We start from the raw sequence: 4,272 nt of genomic DNA on the forward strand, positions 1-4,272 counted from the left end.
AAAGTACGTTATCCGGTGTCCCTGCTCCCATGGTGCAAGAATTCCGTACGCGCTTTCAGGATACATGAAGGTCTCTTTTTCATAGGCTCCAAAATAATCGACACCGGTCGGCGGAGTTGAGGAACCCAGCCAGACAAGGGTCTCTGCCCAATCCTTTGGGATCCCGTTCGCGGGCGTATGTGCGCTATACACATAGTTCTGTCCGGTGGATTGAGCAAATACCATCACCGTGATAATAACGATCACGACAAGGACAAACCCCTTTATTATCACAGATCTTTCAACTGTGGTGGATTCGCGCGGCCCATTACGCTCTTTCCTGCGTTTCTCCCGCTTCGTTGTTGCCGTCGTCTCAGGGTTCCGGTTTTTTGAGATACGGGAGATAATCCATATGCCCGCGCTATCCCACGACCACTGAACCAGTGCCGAAGAACAGATTGCCGCTGTAAGTGCAGTCGGGACTGTCAGGTACAGCTGGAACCGCTGGTGGGGGACGGTCAGAAGGAGCATGACGACAAGCCATACCAGAAGGAAGACCTGTTCGGATTTCTGCTTCTTCAGAACGGAGAATGCAAGAATACCAAGTCCTCCTGCCACGAGAATGAGCGAGAGGCCGAATGAATCATAGGCAGCGGCAAGCGACCATGCCTGTGTTTCCCGGACCGCGATGGTGTATGCCGATGAGCCGAAAAGGAGGGTGACTGCCTGGTCCCTGATGGTCTGGAACACCGGAACAAACCCGACGACAGCAAGCCCCCCCATGATAATCCCGGCAAGAGAAAGGTAATAGTAACGGGAGTTCTTTTGGAAGATTTTCGCCAGCCCAAAGAGCAGAAGAGTTTCCGCGATAAGCCCGATCATCACGTATACGTGGGTGATGGAATACGTAGTCAGGGAGAGGCCGCCCCATGGCAGAAATCCAAAGATAGTTTCAAGAATTGCTATTGTGCAGAATACGATACCGTTTACGAAAAGAAGGTAATCCGCGCGCACGTCTCCTGAAAAATCGATGATGCCCTGGATGAAGGTGATAATTGCCACAACAACCAGGCAGAGGAGGACTGTTGGGGAGGTGAGATATCCAAGGAAATAGAGAATTCCGGCAAGGCAGGATAGGATAGCAGGAACAACAAGAGTTCTTGAGATCTTCAGGTCAACAGCGGTCTTTCTGGCGGATGAGAGAGCAGAGAGATATGCCAGAAAAAAGAGCGCAACAAAGAACACTTCAGCGCTGTTGTGATCTGTCCATCCATACGACGACTGGACAAAATACACATAACCGATGACCGAGACCAGCCCCGCAGCAACGATACCGGCCAAGCGGTTCCATATTATTTTTCCCAGCAGGTAGGTTACGGGAACAAGGAGTGTTGCCAGGATCGGTGAAATCCATCCGGCAATGTTCACAATATCCGTGCGGGAAGATGCGCCGAAAAGGATTGAGAGTGCGGCCCCAAGGAACGGATAAAGCGGCCCCCAGTCAATGGTCTTTCCTGTTGGAAAAGCGGTCATTGGGTCGAACCAGTTATACTGGGGGAAATGAGCTACCATAACATCGACCTGCCGCATGGTGTACCACACATCGGCCCCGCTGTTCAGCAGGAACCCGTCCGGAGGGATGAACAACGCCGGGATCATCCTGAGCACAAATGCTATCCCCATGAAAAGGACAAGACCCCCTCCAACCAGGTATCGCCTGTTATTCTGACTGGATAAAAAAGTCATGACTCCTGAATTCTCCCGTTATTCAGAAATATCCCGATGATGATAGATGAATATTCCGAAATCAGAAAAGGTCGGTCGGGTCTTTAGAGAAGGATAAGTCCCCCACCATGCGGACGCCCACCATTATGGAGGATTACGTCATTCACAGGTGCATTGTCGGATTCCTCAGGCAGGGGCGGATAATGCGATCTGATGGATTACCCTCAAAACGGAAAAATGCCGGTGACCTCCGGCACAACCTGTCAACCTGGTCACCGCACAAACAGCAGACCGCGCACCTCGTTTGCAGTCATCCCCGGCTTCAGGCTGGTGCCATAGAGGAGCCTGATTGCTTCCCTGTCTATGAGGGAAAGCGTTTTTGTGGAATCGGTGCCGCTGTAGAAGAGACTGTCCGGGTACAGGTCGGTAGTGCCAACAAGGCCCAGTTCGTAGAAGAGGCTTCGGAGAATGACATGGCTGCGTTCGTCTCCCTTGAGATCATTGTTGACGTAGATGGTGCCGAGCGTGACCTTAGCAACGGATCTTCCGCCCTGCACGAACTCTTTGTTGGTCAGGCTCTCCGATGTGTTCAGGGGGATTGCGCTCATACCGTCCCCGGTTACGAACTTGATGACGATATCTCCCGTTGCACTCCCCTGCTTCACCTGCGTGGAGATCTGGTTGGTGCGGGAGAGGCTGTTGAATTCCTGGAGAGCGGTCTGGACAGCCATGGCATCGGCATCACGGTTCCCTACCATCGAGATCACGATCCTGCCGTTGTTCTGCGTCTCGCCCCACCGTTCAAGGTAGGGATTCCCGGCACCGAATGCGAGGTCAAGGAAGTGCAGCTTTGCCGCATCGGCAGAAGGAGTGGTCGATTCCGTCACAACGGCAGTCCCCATGAGAGCCATGGTGACTGGTACGGTTGTCGGGGGGGCTGACGTGGGCAGCACCTGGGGCAGGGAGACTGTTGTGGTGATGCCCTGCCCGATGTCTGGTGCTGACATGCCAAAAAAAAGCCAGACAAGACCGATGGCTATGATGATGATTCCGGATATGATGAACCCCCAGCCGGCTTTCATGGATCAAGGTGAACTCCCGTGGATGTTAAGTCTGTCCATACGGGAAAGGAAACTCTTCCAGGACACATACGGGAGGCGAATGTAAGGTAAGGTATGTGCGGGACCGAACGATCTTAGGAAGAACAGTGCGGCATTTCCGGAGGAGTCCCAGCCGGCCCCGGCCCGTAAGATCCCGCGTCACACCTCACTCCAGGTACTCAGGCCAATAATGGTTGAGGGAAATCCGTTCAGGGAGTGCCCGGGCGGAGCCGGTACCCGACCCAGTCTCCCTTGTCGGGAACCGGTGCGGGATTCTCGATGTGTGCAAAAACAAACTCGAAGGCGTCGTGTTCCACGATGCTCCTCCCGCTCTGCTCGCAGTACTGCACGAAGGCCTTGTACATGACCTCAAACGGGACGCGGGCCTCCGGGTCCGCGATGAGGGCATCTTCGTGAAACTTCCAGATCCCTTCGAACTCGATGTCTTCGTCAACAAGCGGTCGTGCAAGGATCTCGTCCACGGCTTCGACAGCCTCCTGCTGTTTGGACATCTTCTGGAGGTCGCGGTAATAATCGGCAACGAGCGTGAGCCCCTGGCGGAGGTCGTTTAAGTCCTGCTCCAGGCCCTTGATCTTCTGTTCGGTATCGGTTATCTTGTCAGATGGATCCATTGCTCGTGTGTGAATCTTTCTTTTGAGGCATTATAATGCCTCCGATTGCAGGAAAAGGACTCATTTATGGACTTTGTGGTCAACGGCCGGAGATCCGGCTCCCGGCATACACGACCTGGCCGTACGAGACACAGCCGTCGCCGAGCGGGTAGTCCCGGTTGATGACGCAGGTGAGATTCGCGGCTGCGACCTCCTTTTCGATTGTCGTGCGGATGGCATGGTTGTAGGCAACGCCCCCGCTGAGTGCCACTGTCTTCATCGCCTCGCGCTCCGCAGCACGGACAGCCATCTCTGCGATCCCCCGGGCAAGGTTGTACTGGAACGAGGCTGCGATATCCCTTATTGCCCTCTGATCCCCGCGGGATGCATCCATCTGTGCAAGCGCTGTCTCAACCAGTGCCCGGCTGGAGAGCATCTCGCAGTTGTCCTGTGTGGCAAACAAGAGATCCCATGCTTCAGCCCTGCCACCGGCAGCCGCCGATTCGAGTTTCATGGCCGGCTCACCGTCATAGGTCTTCTCCCGGCAGATCCCAAGCAGGGCCGCTGCAGCGTCGAGCACGCGTCCGGTACTCGTGGTCTGCGTCACATTGAAACCTGATGCAACCTGTTTTTCGAGAACGCCCAGTTCGATGCCCGACCATCCCCGGGATGCAAGGAGGGCCTCGATCCGTTTGTCCGGCAGGATCCCGTAGAGCATCCGCTCCGGGAAGCGGGTGGCAAGGTCCCCGCCCGGCATGGCAACCGGTTCAAGGTGTGCGACCCGCTTTAAGTCCGGCGCCTGCCCGCAGAAGATTTCCCCTCCCCAGATCGTGCCGTCATCGCCGTACCCGACACCA

General features: G+C 55.2%; 3 protein-coding genes and 1 pseudogene. All 4 read right to left on the minus strand.

Going from position 1 to position 4,272, the window contains the following annotated elements; all coding sequences use genetic code 11:
• On the minus strand, window positions 1-1,638 hold a 1,638-nt coding region (locus PHF39_RS13790), incomplete at its 3' end, for an STT3 domain-containing protein (RefSeq protein ID WP_366144247.1).
• Between the two features lie 338 nt (window positions 1,639-1,976).
• A complete protein-coding gene (locus tag PHF39_RS13795; protein ID WP_300225150.1) occupies window positions 1,977-2,786 on the minus strand; it encodes a DUF2927 domain-containing protein in 810 nt (269 codons plus the stop codon).
• A 227-nt stretch (window positions 2,787-3,013) separates the two neighbouring features.
• Window positions 3,014-3,436, minus strand: coding sequence for a hypothetical protein (locus PHF39_RS13800; protein WP_300225152.1), 423 nt, complete (start codon window positions 3,434-3,436; stop codon window positions 3,014-3,016).
• A 79-nt stretch (window positions 3,437-3,515) separates the two neighbouring features.
• A pseudogene (locus tag PHF39_RS13805) lies at window positions 3,516-4,272 on the minus strand (carbamoyltransferase HypF); the annotation flags it as partial.

This window comes from Methanoregula sp. (genome assembly GCF_028712425.1).
GTDB lineage: Archaea > Halobacteriota > Methanomicrobia > Methanomicrobiales > Methanospirillaceae > Methanoregula.